The organism is Acinetobacter sp. C32I (genome assembly GCF_023702715.1).
Lineage (GTDB): Bacteria > Pseudomonadota > Gammaproteobacteria > Pseudomonadales > Moraxellaceae > Acinetobacter.
Genome location: NZ_CP098480.1, coordinates 3,982,762 through 4,000,228, shown reverse-complemented (window position 1 = coordinate 4,000,228; position 17,467 = coordinate 3,982,762). Strand labels below are relative to the sequence as shown.

13 protein-coding genes are annotated in these 17,467 nt (G+C 41.7%); 6 read left to right on the top strand and 7 right to left on the bottom strand.

What is annotated here, in order from left to right; translation table 11 throughout:
- Positions 1–131 precede the first annotated feature (131 nt).
- Positions 132–1,037: a tRNA 2-thiocytidine(32) synthetase TtcA gene (gene ttcA, locus NDN13_RS18990; RefSeq protein WP_251116557.1), complete on the bottom strand. Its 906-nt coding sequence runs from the start codon at positions 1,035–1,037 to the stop codon at positions 132–134.
- Positions 1,038–1,534: 497 nt separating this feature from the next.
- Between ttcA and NDN13_RS18985 the strand changes: the two genes are divergently transcribed.
- Together NDN13_RS18985 and htpX are read left to right on the top strand one after the other, a co-directional pair.
- Positions 1,535–2,413 carry a lytic transglycosylase domain-containing protein gene (locus NDN13_RS18985; RefSeq protein ID WP_251116556.1) on the top strand — a complete coding sequence of 293 codons (879 nt, stop codon included), beginning with the start codon at positions 1,535–1,537 and terminating at the stop codon, positions 2,411–2,413.
- Positions 2,414–2,630: 217 nt separating this feature from the next.
- The gene (gene htpX / locus NDN13_RS18980; RefSeq protein ID WP_016543056.1) at positions 2,631–3,536 is read left to right on the top strand and encodes a protease HtpX; all 906 of its coding nucleotides are present in this window, start codon (positions 2,631–2,633) and stop codon (positions 3,534–3,536) included.
- A gap of 57 nt (positions 3,537–3,593) precedes the next feature.
- On the opposite strand, the gene NDN13_RS18975 is transcribed toward htpX, so the two are convergent.
- From NDN13_RS18975 to NDN13_RS18965, 3 genes are all read right to left on the bottom strand, one after another.
- Positions 3,594–4,187 carry a DUF4112 domain-containing protein gene (locus tag NDN13_RS18975; protein WP_251116555.1) on the bottom strand — a complete coding sequence of 198 codons (594 nt, stop codon included), beginning with the start codon at positions 4,185–4,187 and terminating at the stop codon, positions 3,594–3,596.
- A gap of 77 nt (positions 4,188–4,264) precedes the next feature.
- On the bottom strand, positions 4,265–5,602 hold the full coding sequence (mgtE, locus tag NDN13_RS18970) for a magnesium transporter (protein ID WP_251116554.1): 1,338 nt from the start codon (positions 5,600–5,602) through the stop codon (positions 4,265–4,267).
- A 291-nt stretch (positions 5,603–5,893) separates the two neighbouring features.
- Positions 5,894–8,998 carry an efflux RND transporter permease subunit gene (locus NDN13_RS18965; protein ID WP_251116553.1) on the bottom strand — a complete coding sequence of 1,035 codons (3,105 nt, stop codon included), beginning with the start codon at positions 8,996–8,998 and terminating at the stop codon, positions 5,894–5,896.
- A gap of 332 nt (positions 8,999–9,330) precedes the next feature.
- Here NDN13_RS18965 and NDN13_RS18960 point away from each other — a divergent pair, with 332 nt between their 5' ends.
- Together NDN13_RS18960 and NDN13_RS18955 are read left to right on the top strand one after the other, a co-directional pair.
- Positions 9,331–10,944 carry a phosphoethanolamine transferase gene (locus NDN13_RS18960; RefSeq protein WP_251116552.1) on the top strand — a complete coding sequence of 538 codons (1,614 nt, stop codon included), beginning with the start codon at positions 9,331–9,333 and terminating at the stop codon, positions 10,942–10,944.
- Between the two features lie 172 nt (positions 10,945–11,116).
- On the top strand, positions 11,117–12,259 hold the full coding sequence (locus NDN13_RS18955; RefSeq protein ID WP_251116551.1) for a glycerophosphodiester phosphodiesterase: 1,143 nt from the start codon (positions 11,117–11,119) through the stop codon (positions 12,257–12,259).
- 44 nt (positions 12,260–12,303) lie between these two features.
- Here the strand turns inward: NDN13_RS18955 and pnuC are convergent, their stop codons facing one another.
- A complete protein-coding gene (gene pnuC, locus NDN13_RS18950; RefSeq protein WP_251116550.1) occupies positions 12,304–12,876 on the bottom strand; it encodes a nicotinamide riboside transporter PnuC in 573 nt (190 codons plus the stop codon).
- 402 nt (positions 12,877–13,278) lie between these two features.
- Here pnuC and NDN13_RS18945 point away from each other — a divergent pair, with 402 nt between their 5' ends.
- Together NDN13_RS18945 and NDN13_RS18940 are read left to right on the top strand one after the other, a co-directional pair.
- A complete protein-coding gene (locus tag NDN13_RS18945) occupies positions 13,279–14,229 on the top strand; it encodes a DMT family transporter (protein ID WP_171549295.1) in 951 nt (316 codons plus the stop codon).
- 123 nt (positions 14,230–14,352) lie between these two features.
- Positions 14,353–15,954, top strand: coding sequence for a CocE/NonD family hydrolase (locus NDN13_RS18940; RefSeq protein ID WP_251116549.1), 1,602 nt, complete (start codon positions 14,353–14,355; stop codon positions 15,952–15,954).
- A 32-nt stretch (positions 15,955–15,986) separates the two neighbouring features.
- On the opposite strand, the gene NDN13_RS18935 is transcribed toward NDN13_RS18940, so the two are convergent.
- Both NDN13_RS18935 and NDN13_RS18930 read right to left on the bottom strand, forming a co-directional pair.
- Entirely contained in the window at positions 15,987–16,301 is a 315-nt protein-coding gene (locus tag NDN13_RS18935) for a DUF5713 family protein (protein ID WP_004651941.1), read from the bottom strand.
- 187 nt (positions 16,302–16,488) lie between these two features.
- Positions 16,489–17,397: a pyridoxal-phosphate dependent enzyme gene (locus tag NDN13_RS18930; RefSeq protein ID WP_251116548.1), complete on the bottom strand. Its 909-nt coding sequence runs from the start codon at positions 17,395–17,397 to the stop codon at positions 16,489–16,491.
- Between the last annotated feature and the right edge of the window lie 70 nt (positions 17,398–17,467).

The window sequence follows — 17,467 nt, the reverse complement described above, 5'->3', positions numbered from 1 at the left end:
ATTTGCTTGTGCCCTGTTATAGCATGTAATTTTTAATTTAGGCTATGATTTTTTGTACGCGTGATTCAATTTTTAAATTTTTTATAAAAAAAAGGTACTTAAGCAGTACCTTTTAAAAAAAATTTTACACTTTACTCAGCAGCAAAACTCAGATTCACCACATCCAAACGATTTTTCAGCTCTTCTGGATCTTTCATGTCAAATTCACGTTGACCATCCAATGCTTCAAAATCGAATAGCTCACGATCCGCCAATTGCGATGGAGAAACATTCTGTAAGGCACCAAAAATACTGTGTAAACGCTTAGGATGCTGTTTATCCCATTCACGCAACATATCATTAATAATGGCACGCTGTAGATTTTCTTGTGAACCACATAAGTTACACGGAATAATCGGGAACTGACGTAATTCAGCATATTTGATAATGTCTTTTTCTTCGACATAAGCCAAAGGACGAATCAAAATATTCTTTTTATCTGAAGAAAGTAATTTTGGCGGCATTGCCTTTAAGCTACCACCATGGAATAAATTCAAAAAGAAGGTTGCCATAATGTCATCACGGTGATGACCTAATGCAACCTTGGTTGCGCCAATCTCTTGTGCAAAGCCATATAGCGAACCACGGCGTAGGCGTGAGCACACTGCACAATAGGTTTTACCTTCTGGGGTTAAACGTTTGGTAATGGTATAGGTGTCTTTTTCCAGAATGTAATACGGAATATTGTTTTCTTCCATATAGCGTGGCAATACATCTTCTGGGAATCCTGGTTGTTTCTGGTCAAGATTCACCGCAACGATATCAAAATTGATCGGTGCAATACGTTTAAACTGCAACAAGATATCGAGCAAGGTATAGCTGTCTTTACCACCAGACACGCAGACCATGACTTTATCGCCCTCTTCGATCATGTTGTAATCACGAATTGCATGCCCAACCTGACGACGAAGCTTTTTCAATAGACGATAATACGCTGAACTTGTCGGAAGTTCTGGCTTGAAATTAAATCCTTGATTGGACTCCACTGGCGCGTACATAGACGTGATTTACTCATAAACAAAAATACCGCAAGATTTTATCTCATTCCGAAAAAATGCGCATCTAAAGAATTTTTCAATTTCTTTCAATCGTCATATTTCAGTTTCATACTGGTAAAATTCTGATCAAAAAATATCAAATTGGCCTAGATTGCTTATATTTCAAACTTTTCCACAGTTGTCCACAAAAGCTGTGGATAAATTTGTGGATTTCTTCGCTATTGACAAACTGTTTTTATCTTAAAATAAGGCTTCCCATTAGATTGATCATTTTTTAACCAATCATTTTATTAAAATAAAATCAACTAGTTACATAAGTCAAGACTTGGTTTTTAAAAAAAATATTTTAATTTTTTTTGCTGAACATTCGAGCAAAAAGACTTGATTTTTGTCCGACAGCCAAAAATAAAAAAATTGTAGCCAAAGTTCTTTTTTTACTTTTTTTTGTTAAACTGCTGTGAAGAACTTATGCTCATCCTTTTGTGAATATTATAACGATGAACAAAACAACGTATTTTTTTACCCTTTGCTTGGGGACAATCGGTTTTTTTAATGGCATAACCTCAAGTTATGCGGGGCAGACCATTTACCAATTTAAAGACAATAATGGCACTACCCTGCTCACCAATAAGAAAAAAGCCGAATACAGTCATTTAAAAGTGATTAAAGCCACTTATTATCCCGACAGTAATATCCATAGTTATAGCAACTGGGGCGCCAGTGAAGCCTCTGTACTCCCAAGCTATAGTCGCAATAAAAATGCTTTTGATCATCTAATTCGCCAAGCTGCACAACAACATGGTGTTTCCGAAGGATTGATTAAAGCCGTGATGCATACTGAATCTGGGTTTAATATCAATGCACGCTCACCTGTAGGTGCTCAGGGCCTGATGCAATTGATGCCTGCCACAGCACGCCGCTTTAATGTAAATAATGCCTATGACCCACAACAAAATATCTTTGCAGGTGCACGTTATCTGAGTTGGCTAATCAAGCGCTTTAATGGCGATACCCGACTTGCGATTGCTGCCTATAATGCAGGTGAAGGCAATGTCGATAAATATGGTGGTATTCCGCCATTTCGTGAAACCCAAGATTATGTGCGTCGTGTGACCAGCCGTTATCAGAATCTTTACGCCTCTGGCTTAGGCAACTCCCTCAATAATTCCAACAGCTCAGCGACGAATGCCCAAGTATTGACCCAATCTGCAAATTACACAGCCCCAGCCAACGAAGCTGTTGAAACCACTCCTGCCCCAAGACAATATAATCGCCAAATTATTACCCTTGCCGATGGTACCTTTACCGATGCACCATCAGGGACATATACCACCACCAATGCCACTGCTTCTGCCAGAATACGCCTCAGTGATTGACAATTCAGGCCAGCGATTCTCACAGAATGATTTTGCCTGATATTTTTTAGACAAAATTTCATTTAAGTCACTGTTTCATAGCCAATTCATCGTTTTATAGGCTAAATGTATCTGCGCCCACTTTTTGCTTGAATTTTTACAATTCGCCCTGCATATTAGCGTTATGATTTATAATTTATAAATCAGATCACTTTTTCTTTATAAGAGGGTTTTCTCAATGATGCGGATTGGTTTGTTCTTGCTAACCAACCTCGCGGTACTGGTTGTAGCTGGCATTATCTTGTCACTCTTCGGTGTCGGTAGTTACCATGGCGCGGGTGGCTTGAATCTAGGCAACCTACTAGTCATCTGTTTCGTCTTTGGTATGGTGGGTTCTTTAATTTCCTTATTCATGTCGAAGTGGATGGCAAAAAAAACCACTGGAACTGAATTAATCGACCCAAATGCACCTCGTAGTCAAGCAGAAGCTTGGTTATTACAAGAAGTCGCGCAATTATCGCAACGTGCAGGTATTAAAATGCCTGAAGTCGGTATTTTCCCTTCTTACCAATCCAATGCATTTGCGACAGGTTGGAATAAAAATGACGCACTGGTAGCTGTTTCAACAGGTCTACTTGAGCGCATGAACAAAGATGAACTTCGTGCAGTACTCGCACACGAAATTGGTCACGTTGCCAACGGCGACATGGTGACCCTTGCATTGATTCAAGGTGTAGTGAACGCCTTTGTAATGTTCTTTGCTCGTATTGCAGGTGACTTTATTGACCGCAATGTGTTTGGTCGTGAAGAAGGTGAAGCACCTGGTCTTGCTTATTTTGCCATTACCATCGTACTCGACATCGTATTCGGTATTATGGCCTCTGCCATTGTGATGTGGTTCTCTCGTCAACGTGAATATCGCGCAGACGAAGCCGGCGCACGTTTAGCAGGTAAACAAGCGATGATCTCAGCTTTACTTCGTTTACAAGCAGAATCAGAAATGCCAGATCAAATGCCGAAAGAAATGAAAGCATTTGCGATTGCGGAAGGTAAGGAACAAGGCTTTAGCTTAGCTGCTTTATTCCAAACTCACCCAACCATCGAACAACGTGTTGCTGCATTACAGCAATTAAATGTTCAATAATCAGTATCAGATAAACAGTAAAGCCTCCATCACGGAGGCTTTATTTTTGCTTAAAATCTAGTGGGCTTGAAAAGATTGATAAAACTGCCACAGATAACTGAAGCCTGCCCAAACCGCGATAACCAATAACATAAGGACTGCAATTCCCAATAAATCGGGGATTCTTAACCAAATCCAGCTGACAACTGGATTACGCCAGAAAGCTGAAGTCTTCTGCTTTTGTTCCAGTGATTCATGTAAGAATGGGTGCACCACATGAATATCACTGTGCACCTGATACTCCTCACGAATATGCGCATGTACGATTTCCAAAGTTCTTCGACTTGGACGAATAAAGACATCGAATACCGTGCCGACAATGGGGACAAATCCGACCAGCATATCCATAATTGCCAGCTTGACCACCCCCTTGAGTTTATGTTGTGGTACGCCCACCTCTCTGGCTTTTTTAAAGGCGTATAGCGTCAATACAAAACCCGCGATATCGCCCGCAAAAGGAATGGTACTCAATGCAGCATCGGCCCCGACCCCCTGTTTGGTAAACGGAATCCGAACCAAACTATCCATGGTGTTGGCAAACTTGGCTAAATCACGCTCTACAGCGATCGCTTGCTGCTGAGTTAATTTTTTTTGTTCTTTTGAACCTGTCATTCACACAACCTAAAACGATGTTTATGCTTGAGAATAAAGTAGTTTTTAACTTTTGTCGGTACAATTATTATTACGACTCAGAATAAAATCATTGAGGCGATAAATAAATACACCAATACCCCTGTCGCATCACAAATTGAGGTGACCAACGGCGCAGAAGCACTGGCAGGGTCAAGCCCAGCCTTATTTAAGATAAACGGCAAGCTCATACCAATCAGACAGCCCATCAGTACAATGCCCATCATACTCAGCGCCAGTACCAAGGCCACCATTTCATCGCCACGGAAATAACCCAGTAATGACACGGCAACCGCCATGGTGCCACCTAAACATAATGCCACTAAGCTTTCCCGCCCTAACAAATGAAACCAGTCTTTGAATTGCACATCGCCAGTTGCTAAAGCACGCACCATCAAGGTCGAAGATTGAGATCCAGCATTCCCGCCACTACCCACCAATAACGGTAAAAAGAACACCAATACCAGATTTTTCGCAATCACATCTTCATAGTGAGCAATACCGATCCCCGACAGCAAACTACCAAACACGAGAAAGACCAACCAAAATACCCGTTTCTGATAGAGTTGTAGAATCGGTGCTGATTTAATACTCAGCTTAGAGGATGCATTGACCGCACCGACTTTTAAGAAGTCTTCTGTTGCCTCTTCGCTGGCCACATCCATTGCATCGTCATAGGTCACAATCCCGACCATCATCTGTTGATGATCAATAATCGGCAATGCAAGCAAGTCATAACGGGCAATGGTTTTTGCGACTTCATCTTGGTCGGTATCCACATAAGCAGTGAGGACATTGGTCTCCATCAACTCATTAATATTTTGCTCTTCAGGCGCAAGTATCAATTGCTTTAAAGATACAACCCCGAGAATTTTACGTGCTTCATCCAGCACATAAGCAAAATAGATCATTTCAGTATCAGGCGCTTCAAGACGCAACATTTTAATTGCATCATTAACCATCATATTCGGTTTTAAAGTCGCATATTCGGAACTCATGATCGCCCCTGCCGTGCCCTCTAAATAAGATGACAGTTGGCGGATATCTTCTCTCTCCGCCTGTGCTAGGGCTGGTAATAGTGCATTTTGTTGTTCTTCATCCAAACATTTGAATACGTCAGCACGTTTGTCCGATGACATTTCACCAATTATTTCAGCCAAGACATTTCTGGGCATGGCTTGGGCCAGTTTGACCTGTTCGCTGGGGGGAAGATAGGAAAAGACATAGGCACGATCAGGTAAATGCGTCAGCAGCAATTGACTTTGTTCAGCCGAGAGTTGCGTCAATACATCTGCAATATCCACCGCCTGAAAGGTTTCAACCGATGCAAGTGCAAGTTCAATATGATTATTTTTAAGTGCGTCGTTTAATAAATACAAAAAATTATTGTAGCTCATGTCTGCCTCTTCACTACAAAGTATCTGCAATGAAGGACTAAACGCAGCGTATTATTTTACGATCGAATAGAAAACTTCATTCAGATTTTGATTAATATAAAAATGTGTAATTTGAAATAAACTACAACTCTGCGTGTCCATTTAGGGAATCAAACCTCATTAGGCCGCTTATACGGCAGGGCAATACTACAAATATTTTTTTATATTCTCAACTTAGACAACAAAAATGAACAATTCGAACCTTTATTAGAAGAACGAATTATTCATATCTGCTATTGATTTTGACTGCGCTTAAGCAGTTTCAATTTTTACTTTTGGCTTAAACAAGGTTCTGACCAGTACATACATAAATGGAATAAAGATCAGCACCAGAATCGTACCAAACACCACACCACCAAACACACTATAGCCAATCGCTTGTCGGCTCAATGCACCCGCACCACTGGAGAACATCAATGGAATCACGCCTGCACCAAATGCAATCGAGGTCATCAAAATCGGTCTGAGACGGAGACCCGCAGCCTGTAAGGCAGCCTCCAGTGCTGTCCGGCCTTGCTGCTGTAAACTTGCTGCGAACTCAACCATCAAAATCGCATTCTTACAAGACAGGCCAATGGTGGTGAGCAGCGCAATCTGGAAGTAGATATCATTGGCGAAACCAAACCAATAACTAAATAGAATGGTTCCTCCAATCCCAAGTGGAATCGCGGCCATGACCACCGAAGGAATTGACCAACTTTCATACAGCGCAGCAAGACAGAGGAAAATAAAGGCTACAGACACCAGATATAACCAGATTGCCTGATTACTGGATTCCTGTTCTTGATAAGACAATCCACTCCATTCCAAACCAACATCAGGCATTTGATCCACCAGACCGCGAATAGCCTGCATCCCCTGCCCACTACTAAAGCCATTGGCTGCATCTGCTTCCAAACTGATCGCAGGATAGCCCATAAAGCGCTCCAACATCGGCGGTGCACCTTGCCAAGCAATCTGACTAAACTGCGAGAAGGGTACCATCTGCCCATTGGCATTTTTAACATACCAGTAATTCAGGTCCTCTGGCTTAGAACGATACGGTGCATCACCCTGTAAATAGACCCGTTTAATACGCCCACGATCAATAAAGTCATTGATATAGCTGCCACTCCACGCTGTCGAGAGGGTGCGGTTAATTTCACTGACATTAAGACCATGAATCATCGCAGCTTTATGATCAATCTTGATATTCAATACGGCCTGATCATCATTGCCTTTTTTATCAAGGTTTTCGACCGAAGGTAATGCATTCCCTTGTTGCTGCAAACTTCGGAAAGAGTTCAATAAACTTTCTCGACCCAAGCCTTTGGTATCCTGTAGCCAAAACTCCATTTTGTCAGAGTTCCCGAGCCCACGAATCACCGAAGGCATCAGCACCATAATGCGCGCTTGATTATTTTGGGAAAAATACTTCATTGCCCGCGCACGAATTTGCTGTGCGCTATTTTCTGAACCTTTACGATCATTCCAATGTTTTAATGAAACAAAAGCCTGCCCTAGATTCTGCCCTGTTCCTGAAAAGTTACGCCCATGAATCACCATCACTCCGTTCAGGTTGGCCTTTTCATGTTCAAGAAAATAATCTGAAATTTGTTTTCCGACTTCTTCGGTCTTGCTCATTGGTGTCCCTTCCGGTAAACGGAATTGAACGCCTAATAAGCCTTGATCTTCTTGTGGTAAAAAGCTGGTTGGCAGATCACGATAAACCCAAATAAAACTAGCAATCAGCAGCACAATACCCAATAGCGAAATGGTTTTTAAATTGATGACCTTTTGTGAAACATTGAGATAACGCGTTTTAATATAGTCCAAACTCTGATTGAACTTGATCGCCCAACGTGCCTGTTTCTGCTGAGGCTTCAATAAAATCGCACAGAGCGCAGGAGTTAGAATCAAAGCTACCAGCAATGAAAGTCCCATTGCGACCACAAGCGTAATCGAGAACTGGCGATAAATAATCCCTGTTGCACCACTAAAGAACGACATCGGAATAAACACCGCGGTCAGTACCAGAGTAATCCCGACCAAGGCCCCACTGATCTCATGCATGGACTGAATTGAGGCTTGCTTGGCACTGAGTTGCTGTTCATGCATCAGCCGTTCAACATTCTCCACCACCACGATCGCGTCATCGACCAACAAACCAATCGCCAACACCATCGCAAACAAAGTCAGGGTATTGATGCTCATCCCCAAAACCGCTAAGACAGCAAAAGTTCCAAGAATCACCACCGGCACGGTAACCGCGGGAATTAAAGTAGCCCGCCAGTTTTGCAGGAAGATAAACATTACCAAGACCACCAGACCAATCGCTTCAATCAAGGTTGATACCACTTGCGACATCGACTCTTTTACGAAAGGCGTATCATCTCGTGGATAGACCACAAAATAGCCTTCAGGTAGCGCTTTTTCTAAGCGTGCCACTTCCTTATACACTGCATCAGCAACTTGCATCACATTGGCCCCAACCGTCAAGGACAGTGAAAGCCCCGATGCAGGATAACCATTTAGACGGTTAAACACCTGATAATTTTCAGCACCGACTTCGACACGAGCGATATCTTTTAAGTAAACAAAGCTGCCATCTGTATTGGCTTTAACAATGATATTTTCAAACTGTTCTGGTGTTCGTAATAAAGAACCCGATGTGACTTTGGCATTTAAATATTGATCTTGAGCGGCAGGTAAATCCCCAATCGCACCTGCTGCTACCTGTGCATTCTGGTTTTCCAAGGCAGAGCGCACATCACTCACTTGTAATTGATAACGTTCTAGGCGTTGTGGATCGAGCCAAATACGCATGGCATATTGCGACCCAAACACACTGACCTCGCCAATGCCTTCGATTCGACTGAGATTCAGCTCAAAATTATTGGTTAAATAATCTGAAATATCTAAATTGGTTGAACGCCCTGATTTATCTCCCAGACCAATCACCATAAATGAATCGCTCAGCGACTTGCGGACATTGACGCCTTGTCGTTGCACATCTTCTGGTAAACGGTTGATCGCGCCATTAATCGCATTTTGCACCTGAACCTGTGCTTGATCTGGATCCGTACCTTGATCAAAGAACAGACTGATTCGGCTATTCCCACTGGCATCACTGCTGGAATTGAAATACAACAGATGATCAATGCCTTTAATTTGTTGTTCTAAAACTTGAGTAACACTGTCTTCAACTGCTTGTGCATCTGCACCACTATAATTTGCCGCAACAGTTATTCGTGGCGGTGCAATATCGGGATAACGCTCCACTGGTAATTTTAGAATTGAAAACAGACCGACAGCCATGACTATGATTGCCAGTACACCAGCAAAGATCGGGCGATGAATAAAAAACTTAGATAACATGGCTGTTTTATTCCATTCTAGAAACAGTCAATTTTTCAAAAAGATAGCTAAAAAACGAATACTTTCGGTCTACGATCATTACTGAGCTTTCAGGCAAACACCATCCCTATTAACATATCATTTCAAAAAGCAGAAATTGAGGAGGAATAATGGATTTTGATCAAGTTCAGCATAAATTAATGCGCTGTATTTGCACCAATTTAACAGTTTAGCTGTGCTAATCAATTTAATTTACTGTGCAATCAAATACTTCTTAATTTAGAATTGACACATCCCTTCGTTAAACCGATATTAGCACGCTTAACTTCTCTCCCTTACCGTACTAGGCATATATGAAGGCCAGCTTAAAAAACTTAAATATTCTGCTGCTAATTTTGCTGCCTGCACTGATTACAGGCGGTTTGCTTATTGCCGCAGGTAATTTATCAGATGGTTTAAGGCTCGGCTTTTTGTCTCTCCCTGGTATTTTGTTTATCTATTTGGCCATTACACGGCAGAAAATATATTGGTATGTGCTTAGTATTGCCTGGTGGTTTATCGCTTGGCTAGATGCATTGCTGCGCTCCAGCACTTGGTTTTTATTCAATAGTGATAACGAAGCCTATTTTATTATTGAAGCGATTGCGAATACCAATCATCAAGAGATTTGGGGATTTTTACAGCTGCATCTGATCACGATTGCCGCAGTAGTTTTTGCTTTACTGAGTGTCCTAACATTATATAGCTTTTCAGTGTTTAAACTGGTTAAGCCTGCCCATTTTAGTCAACTCTGGCAGAGTCGACTTTATCGTAGTTGTATTATCTTATTGGTGTTATTAACCATTACCAGCTATGTGATGAAGCCATCTCGAAAAGTCCACCCCATTATTTTTTGGACTGAGTTTGAAACTAAAATTGAAGACTTTAGAAATAGAATTAAGCAGCACAAAAATGTCCATCAGCAATGGGATGTTAGTGCTCAACACAATCTAAGATTGACCCAACAAGCAGCTGGTAAACAGACCCATGTGTTAGTCCTTTCCGAAAGCCTAACTAGCTTAAACTTAGGGGTTTGTGGTTATACACGCGATACCACACCAGAATTAACCAAACGACTGACTGACATCAAAGTCTTCTGTAATGCTTTCTCACCCTCTCCATCGACCATTAATGCATTACGGGTCTTGTTGACCGAAAGCCCGGCATCTGAACATGATAAATATTCGCCTGAGAGTGTTTTAGCTTATGCACGTGCTGCTGGCTATAAGATCTATTGGCTCAGCAATCAAGATGATACTTATTTGTCCTCTTTATTTGGTTCCTATGCCGATAAGGCTGTGTATAAAAACAATCGCTCTGGACGTAGTAGTACCTCTTTAGATGAAAGCTTGTTACCCGATTATCAACAAGCACTGGCAGATCCTGATCCGAAAAAGTTAATTATTCTTCATCTAATCGGTGCACATCCGAATTATAAAGAGCGCTATCCTGCCACCTTTAATAAATTCAGTAGTGAAAGTAATGATACCGTAGAAACTGAACTGAAGAATCGTGATATTGACCCTTGGATTCGTTCCTTGCGTAATGATTATGATAATGCCGTGCTATACGAAGACTCGCTGCTGGCGCAATTTTTAGATACGCTGAGAGCCGATGCCATCCCAGACTTTAGATCATTCACGGTTGTGTCAGATCACGGCAATGAAGTGGGACATGAAATTGACTATGCTGGGCATAGCCCCAATACCAAAGCAGGCTATCAGGTTCCTGTGATCATGTGGTCGGATAAAATGCTCGCCACTGGGGTCAACAAAGATAGAATCCTCAATACCGCCGAACTTGATAATAACCTAATGCATATTATGGGACTGAAAGATAAATCATCGCCTGGACAGTCTTATTGGCAAGATAAAAACTATCAGTTTAGCCCCGAGATCAATTGGCCGTATTGGAAGCATAAATCCTAACATCATGATTAGACATCCAGTTATGAGCAATCGTACAACTGGATGTTTGCTATACATTACACAGACATTTTAAAATTCTTGATAATTTCATAAAAGCATCATGCAACTGTCATTGATTTGATAACTTTCGCTTGCAAACTAGCCGCTTAAATAAAAACTGATGAGTTTATTCATGTTTAAAAAAGCTGCGCTTTGTCTCTGCCTGATCAGTCTTGCAGGCTGTAATGATGACGATAATAATCAAAGTAAGACCACTCAACCTGAATATCAACTGCCAAAAATTTTAGTGATCGGACATCGTGGTGCCAGTGCACTTCGACCAGAACATACTCTCGCCTCTTATCAAAAAGCTATAGATGACGGCGCTGATTTTATTGAACCTGACTTGGTTTCAACCAAAGATGGTGTCTTGGTCGCTCGCCATGAAAATGAAATTGGTGGGACCACCAATGTGTCCACCCTACCTCAATTTGCAGACCGTAAAAAAACGAAAGTCATTGATGGGGTCACTTTAGAAGGTTGGTTTACCGAAGACTTCACTTTAAAAGAGTTACAGCAACTCAAAGCCCGTGAACGTATTCCGCAATTCCGACCAGACAATCAGAAATATAATGATCTCTATGCTATTCCAACCTTAGAACAAATCATTGAACTGGCAGAAGCACATTATAAAAAAACTGGAAAAATCATCGGTCTGTATATTGAAACCAAACATCCAACCTACTTTCAGCAACAGAATTTGGCGATGGAAGATGCTTTACTGAAAACCTTATCCAAGTATCAATACAGCCGAGATATTGCACCTATTTATTTACAGTCTTTTGAAGTTGGAAATTTAAAATATTTAAAAAGCCAACTCGACTTACACAAGAGTGTTAAGCATGCACAATTGATTCAGCTCTATGATGCGCCAGAAGCAAGACCAGCAGATTATGTTGTGCAAAATAATCCTAAAACCTATGCGGATCTGGCAACGGCACAGGGCCTCAAAGACGTTTCAAGCTATGCCAATGGCGTCGGTCCATGGAAAGTCTATGTCTTTAAAGATGCCGCAATGACACAGACCACCTCTTTTATTGCAGATGCACATAAAGTCAATTTAAAAGTACACCCTTATACCTTCCGTCCAGAAAACAACTTCCTGCCCGATACGCTGAAATGCAGTGCTGATGTCGCTAAAGCAGCTGAGCGTTGCAGCACAGGGTCCATCAAAGAAATGCAGCTTTATTTTAAAGCGGGGGTCGATGGTGTATTTACCGATGATCCAGCTTTAGGCCGTCAAGCTGTACAGACCTATCAGGCAACGACGAAATAAGACTTAAATACACAATAACAAGGGCAGCTCAGCTGCCCTTCTATTTATAGTTGAAACTGTTGCTTTTGTTTGACCTGTTGCCATTGCCACCATCCATAGGCCGCCAACCCAACAAAAGCCGCATAGAGTCCCGCGGTCAGGAAAACCTCTTTGTAAATAAACATACCGACATAGATGATGTTGACAAAAATCCAGAGAATCCAAGTGGCAATATGCTTACGGCTGGTCCAGTAGGTTGCAAGTAAACTAAATGCCACCAATTGTGAATCCAACATCGGTACAGCAGCATCGGTAAAGTGTTTAAGAATCAAGCCAAACAGCAGACCAAAGATCAGTGCCACACACATTTGCACCAATACAGTAGTCTTGGCAATCGGTTCAATCCGAATATCATGGTCTTGACGTTTACCTTTGAGCCAGTAATAGAATCCATAAACATTCATCGCAATAAAGAAAAATTGCAGGATCGTTTCACCATATAACTTGATAGTAAAGAAAAAATAGGCATACAAACCACACGCCAAAAAGTTAAACCACCAGCACCACATATTGCGTCGAATGGTCAAGGTCACACCAATCAGACTAATCATCACCGCAAAAATTTCAAAGGCAGACAAGAGCAAACTTCTTTCAGAATTTGATGGCAACATTATGGAAAAATCTGCAATTTTAGCAATGCCCAATTGTTTATTTGCTTTGCTTATATTTTTATCTTTATTTGAGAAAACGACTATTTTTCACCCAAAGCCTATGTTATAAAAATCCAAAGCTTATTTCAGAATATTGATATGTTCAGCAACAAAGTGTCTTTCGCACCCGTCATCGTGATTTCGCATGCTACTTCTGTCCATGCGGCATGGCGACGTGTCTGCATTTTTATGCGAGGAGACTTTGTACAGCTTCATCCGATGACCATTTAAAAAAAGCATCATTTGAATCCCAAGGTCGCCTCAATAGCGACCTTTTTTGTTGCCTAAATTTTTAACCCCATCTAGCGTTTTTATAACAGGAGTCTCAACATGAGCCAGTTACCCGAAAAGAATTTTATATCCAGCACACAGATGCAACCGGCTGTGGCCCTCGTTTCCCCTCGCCTTGCCACAGTCGGTCAATTTATTGCAGTCGTGCTGATTTGGTCATTCACACCTTTGGCCGCAGTTTTGACTGTGCACGAAATTCATTGGGCTTGGGGACTGTTTTTCCGCTTTAGTATCGCCATTCCTTTGGCATGGATTTGCCTGTTTTATTTTCGACAAAAACTTATTTTGACGCCTCAGGCTTTGATCAGTTATAGCGCAGGTGCGGTTGGCTTATTTGGCTCTATGACCTTCTGCTATATGGGCGCAACCCGTGTTTCATCGGGTATGATTTCGATTATTTATGGTACGGCACCGCTCTGGTCAGGTTTGATTGCCGTGTTTATTCTAAAACGCGAACATTTTTTAAAACGTCAATGGTACGGACTCTCACTGGCAATTTTTGGCTTGTCTCTGACACTCGGTATTGGTGCTGACCATATTCAGCTGGATTTGGTCGGGGTGTTATATGAAATCATTGCAGTTCTACTCTATGTACTTTCAATGTTTAGTGTTGCCAAAGTTGGCGCCGAGATTCACCCTATTGTCCAAACTACAGGTTCAACTTTGGTTTCATGGTTTGGCTATCTGTGTTTACTGCCTTTTTTTCTCGCTGAGGCACCAACGCAGTTCCCTAGTCTACAAACCAGTTTGGCCCTGCTGTATAGCGCCTTATTTTCTTCTGTGCTGGCCATGATTTTTTACTTTCATTTAATTCAGAAACTCAACCCGACTACAGTGATGCTAATTACCATTCTGACGCCTGTGTTTGCGACTTGTTGGGGCTTTTTGTTCAACCATGAGCCTCTCAGTTCACATCTGATCATGGGTCTAATGTTGCTGTGTTTCGGTCTCTTTCTTTATGCCTATCGCAATCGACCACGCCCACAATAAATATGCAAACGGATCGGTCAGGTAACACCTCCGATCCATGATAGTATCTATTGATCTGCTCAAGTACACTGTACTAACGCTCTGCGTGATATCTCAAAGATTTGTTCAAGGATGAAATAATCGATGCGTTCTTACGTTTTATGGCTTTGCTGTAGTCTGATATTCGTATTACAGGGTTGTGTACATGCGACGACACAGCCCAATTCAATAACGCTTAAAACAGCGGAACTCAAACAGCGCTATTATCAAGCCAAAACCACTGCAGCTGATGGCACAGTACTCGCATTTACTGTGTATCAACCGCATTTAACATCGGATCAAACCGCCCCTTTACTCTTACATACCCATGGCTTTGGTCTATCTCGAATGAAACGGCCTGAACTCAGTTTATATGGCTTTCTTTTACCAACAGGACAAGTGGCAAAAACCGCTTGGCAGAATGGTTATTGGGTGATTAGCTATGACCAACGTGGGCATGGAGACAGTCAGGGTAAAATTCGTCTGACTGATCCAAAAAAAGAAGCGCAAGATGTCATCACCATTATGAACTGGGCAGAAAGGAACCTGCCACAACTGGCCAAGAATCAAAACGGCGTTCGTACCGGTATGATTGGCGAGTCCTATGCCGGTGGTGTGCAGTATCTTGCTTCCGCTTTAGATCCACGTTTACAGGCCATTGTTCCCATTACCACGTGGTATGACATTGTGCATAGCCTCGCCCCCAATGGCGTACCTAAAAGTAACTGGATTGGTTTTCTCAATCTGATTGGTGACTGGTGGAATTGGAATAAATTTGACCCTGAACTGAAACGGGCGTATCTGGATACGCAGCAAGGTCAATTAAAGCAATCGACTTATGATTTTCTCAAGACCCATCAAGCCAGCTGGTTCTGCAGTCACAACCAAGTCCCTCAGGCAGATGCCTTGATTATTCAAGGTTTCAGAGATGTACTCTTCCCTTTTAATGAAGGGATTAAAGCAGCACAATGTATCCAACAGGCGCAACATGAAGTGCATTTGATCGGGGTCCAAGGCGGCCATTTACAACCCTTTACCCAGCACTCTCCCTTAGGCAGTACCCCTTTTTGGTATATTGGCAAATCGGTTCGCTGTGGCAATCAACAGCAGTACAATCTACAAAAAACCATTTTGACTTGGTTTAACCAGAAGCTAAAAGATCAACCACCTGCCGAATCATTACCTGAGTTATGCGTCGATCAAAGCCCTGTCAATCATTTTGCCGATCTTAAACCTGTAACCAGCTACGATCTGAAAAAAACATGGATCGCACCGACTGCGACCCAAGCCGTTTTTATCCCGATCCATACTGCTCTGCAACCCACCTCAATCACAGGTTCAGCGCTACTGAGTTTAAATATGGAAACGACCCATGAATATGCAGATGCGACCTTGTTTATCTCAATGGCAATTAAATCAAAGATCACAGGAAAATATACCGTTTTAAATGATCAAACGGCCCCATTTAATCCAGCCAAGAAAGCAAGCTATGATCAGATTCGATTAGGTTTAACGGCTCAGAATAGCAAAACACCAAGCATCGAATTACCGAGTGTGTATGGACAACTCAATCAGGGAGATACGCTAGGCTTATTGATCAATAGCGAAAGTCTGTATTATCAAAAAATACAACAGCCCAAAATTGAAGCATGGATCTCAGGGCAAATTGTGTTACCAAAACTTTGGCAGGTAGCAGCTGCGAATTAGTTGTTATTATAAAAAACCAACGAGAGTGAAATTTACCACTCTCGATTGGCAATCAATTCTTCCATTTCAATGTCTAGATAACCCACATCTTGCACCACCATCATCATGGCTTCAGCAATATAATCTGCAGCGGTATCATCTAAACTTGATTCCAAATCTTCAAACTGCGGTTTCATTTCGTTAATTTCAATCAGGGTCTGATGTGCATAACGATAGATTTCGGTCTCAGATAGATCGGTACGGTTGACCTTTTTGGAAAACTGCTGGATATGCTGCTTCACTTCAGCAACGAGAATATCGGGATAATATTCATCGTCAAACATCGGGAGGAGTAAATTTTCAAACATAAAAAATAATATGCAATAAAACGCCATGCTTATAACATAATCTCACCGAAATCACGATATTTAGCCATAAAAAAAGCGGTTTTTCTAACCACTTTTTAAAGTGGAAGATAATCAACTTTGCCAAACCGTACCCTTTCACCTCGAGCGAAAGACAATTTGCAAAGAAAAACTACCTTCAAATCCATATTTACATGACAAATTGTTGCGCATATTTTGCAAGCTGCTCAAAAGTGATCGATGCACCACCACAAACAATCACCAGTACATCGTCAGATGGACTAAAGTTAACTTTTTGATCATATAAAATGGACAAGCTTGCACCACACGCAGGTTCGACCAAGGTCCGGTGATCATCTAAAAATTTTAAACAGGCGCTTACTGTATCTTGATCAGCAACCGTTATTGTCTGAACCTTTGGCTGTTGAGCGATCTTAAATGCTTGCTCACAGACCCGTTTTGCTGCAAGTGTGGTTGCAATGCCCGTGACATGGTCTAGGCTAATATGCTGCCCGAGTTGTATTGAGGTATTTAAAGAAGCTGTACCTTCAGTTTCGATTGCATAAATAGGAATATCCAGATGATGCATTTCTAATCCTTGAGCTATACCAGATAGTAAACTCCCCCCACCAACCGATAAAACTACTGCTGAAGGACGTACCCCTTCGGCAATCACTTCATCGATAATACAGGCAACGCCATCCCACAAATATTGGTCATCAAAAGGATGAATATAAACAGCATTCTCATTCACAAAAGAAAGCGCAAGTTCATTGGCTTCAATCCAAGAGTCGCCATGCACAATCACTTCAGCACGTTCTTGCTGCATTAAATCAATTGCTTTCTGTGACGTTGTTTTAGGGACAACGACCGTCACAGCTACCCCTAACCGCTTCCCCATATATGCAACAGAAATTCCAGCATTACCACCAGAAGAACTCACAAATTTCCTTGCACCTTTTTCAACATAGTTTAGGCAAGCATTGCCAATACTACGCTGCTTAAAAGAACCCGTAGGCTGAGCAGACTCCATTTTTAACCACACATTGCAACCATTCAGCTCACTTAACTTGCTTGATCTAATCAGAGGGGTCTTCATATTGGTATCATTTCTGTATTGTTAATCATCAATATTATTCACGGCCAGTCATTTAACATTTCCGACCGCT

What these genes read in the sequence shown, in the direction of transcription:
- NDN13_RS18960 (WP_251116552.1), top strand. Translation starts at nt 9,331, where the DNA reads ATGAAGGCCAGCTTAAAAAACTTAAATATTCTGCTGCTAATTTTGCTG.
- NDN13_RS18955 (WP_251116551.1), top strand. Translation starts at nt 11,117, where the DNA reads ATGTTTAAAAAAGCTGCGCTTTGTCTCTGCCTGATCAGTCTTGCAGGC.
- NDN13_RS18930 (WP_251116548.1), bottom strand. Translation starts at nt 17,397, where the DNA reads ATGAAGACCCCTCTGATTAGATCAAGCAAGTTAAGTGAGCTGAATGGT.
- NDN13_RS18965 (WP_251116553.1), bottom strand. Translation starts at nt 8,998, where the DNA reads ATGTTATCTAAGTTTTTTATTCATCGCCCGATCTTTGCTGGTGTACTG.
- NDN13_RS18975 (WP_251116555.1), bottom strand. Translation starts at nt 4,187, where the DNA reads ATGACAGGTTCAAAAGAACAAAAAAAATTAACTCAGCAGCAAGCGATC.
- NDN13_RS18935 (WP_004651941.1), bottom strand. Translation starts at nt 16,301, where the DNA reads ATGTTTGAAAATTTACTCCTCCCGATGTTTGACGATGAATATTATCCC.
- NDN13_RS18985 (WP_251116556.1), top strand. Translation starts at nt 1,535, where the DNA reads ATGAACAAAACAACGTATTTTTTTACCCTTTGCTTGGGGACAATCGGT.
- NDN13_RS18940 (WP_251116549.1), top strand. Translation starts at nt 14,353, where the DNA reads ATGCGTTCTTACGTTTTATGGCTTTGCTGTAGTCTGATATTCGTATTA.
- htpX (WP_016543056.1), top strand. Translation starts at nt 2,631, where the DNA reads ATGATGCGGATTGGTTTGTTCTTGCTAACCAACCTCGCGGTACTGGTT.
- mgtE (WP_251116554.1), bottom strand. Translation starts at nt 5,602, where the DNA reads ATGAGCTACAATAATTTTTTGTATTTATTAAACGACGCACTTAAAAAT.
- ttcA (WP_251116557.1), bottom strand. Translation starts at nt 1,037, where the DNA reads ATGTACGCGCCAGTGGAGTCCAATCAAGGATTTAATTTCAAGCCAGAA.
- NDN13_RS18945 (WP_171549295.1), top strand. Translation starts at nt 13,279, where the DNA reads ATGAGCCAGTTACCCGAAAAGAATTTTATATCCAGCACACAGATGCAA.